At 31.6% G+C, this 1,700-nt stretch carries 2 protein-coding genes; one reads left to right on the top strand and one right to left on the bottom strand.

Annotation, left to right across the window (positions count from 1 at the left end; translation table 11 throughout):
• Positions 1–754: LysR family transcriptional regulator (locus tag AB0C84_RS46095; protein WP_361079247.1), on the bottom strand; the 754-nt coding region annotated here is incomplete at its 3' end.
• A gap of 101 nt (positions 755–855) precedes the next feature.
• Between AB0C84_RS46095 and maeA the strand changes: the two genes are divergently transcribed.
• The coding region (maeA, locus tag AB0C84_RS46100; protein WP_361079250.1) for an oxaloacetate-decarboxylating malate dehydrogenase at positions 856–1,700 on the top strand (845 nt) is incomplete at its 3' end.

Here is a 1,700-nt window from a genome sequence, read left to right on the forward strand (position 1 = left end):
GATCACTATCTTTTATTGCAGATTCTGTTAAAATACCGATTCCTATACCCTCAGATATCATTTTCTTATATAAGTTCAAATCTCCCATTTTATATATCACATTTGGAGAGTAATGATAATTTTCACATAGATGACTTAATGCAAGTGAATGTGTGAAATGATCATTAAGTGAAACGAATTGAGCATTTTTAAGTTGTTTAAATGATATTTTTTTAAATTGAGAGAAAGGATGGTTTTTACTCACAATGATTCTATAGTTATCTTTTTTAATGACCTTGCTTATTAACTTATCTTCCTTAATTGGTTTAAGTGAACCGATTAACCCGATATCTATATTGCCTGTTTTAAGTTCATTAATAAGGTCTTTAGATCCCTTATTAATAATAGATACACTATCCATCAAATTATTTTTAAATAAATTGATGGATATTTTGTGGAAATATATATCACCAATGATGGGTGGAATACCACACTTAATATCTTGTGTTTTTAATTTGTTGATATCAAAAGTCATTTCGCGTAATTCATTTTCGATAATTTTAGTGTGATTAATAATCACTTGTCCCATTTCAGTTATATCGATGGAGTGGTGTTTATGGTCTCTAACAATAACTTCTATATTAAATTCTTCTTCAATTCTTTTGATAGCATATGAAATTGTAGGTTGGCTTACGTTGAAAAAACTCGAAGTCTTCGTAAAGCTCTTTAAATCTGCTAATTTTTTTAAGTACATTAAATCTTGTAGTTTCAACATTTACCCTCCGCTCATAAATAAAATTTATCGAAAAATGAAGTTTTGACTATACATATTTTAAAGAATTATTGTTTATTTGCAATAAAAAAGGAGGATAAATCATGAAAGGTTTAGAGTTACTGAACAATCCATTTTTAAATAAAGGGAGTGCTTTTACTAAAGAAGAAAGAGAAAAATTTAATCTAAATGGTTTGTTACCTACTAAAGTAAGAACAATAGAGGAGCAAGCAAAGCAAACATATGACGAATTTACAAGAAAACAAACTAATTTAGAAAAACGTTTGTTTTTAATGGGAATTTTCTCTAGAAATAGAACGTTATTCTATAAACTATTATCAGACCATTTAGTTGAATTTATGCCAATTATTTATGACCCTGTTGTAGCTGAATCTATAGAGAAATATAATGAGATCTTTTCAAGACCACAAGATGCAGCTTTCTTATCTATTGATGAACCTAATGATATCGAAAAGCAATTAAAAAATGTTACAGAAGGTAGAGATATTCAATTAATTGTTGTAACTGATGCTGAAGGTATTTTAGGAATTGGGGATTGGGGGGTTAATGGTGTCGATATTGTAATAGGAAAATTAATGGTTTATACGGCTGCAGCTGGCATTGATCCTAAAAAAGTTTTACCAGTATCACTAGATGTTGGAACTAACAATGAAAATTTATTAAATGACGATCTTTATTTAGGTAATCGTCATCGACGAATCACTGGAGAAAGATATGATGCATTTATAGACAAATTTGTTAAAGCAGTTCAACGTCTATATCCAGATGCATTATTACACTGGGAAGATTTTGGTCGTGATAACGCCACTAAAATATTAAGCCGTCTTCTACTTGCCGACCACGTCCCCGGCCGCGACGAGCTCGTCATCGAGCGGATCCGCGCCGCGGGCGCCGTCACGCTTGGCAAGACGAACACGCCGGAGTTCGC

The organism is Actinomadura sp. NPDC048955, from assembly GCF_040649435.1.
GTDB classification, from domain to species: domain Bacteria; phylum Actinomycetota; class Actinomycetes; order Streptosporangiales; family Streptosporangiaceae; genus Spirillospora; species Spirillospora luteofluorescens.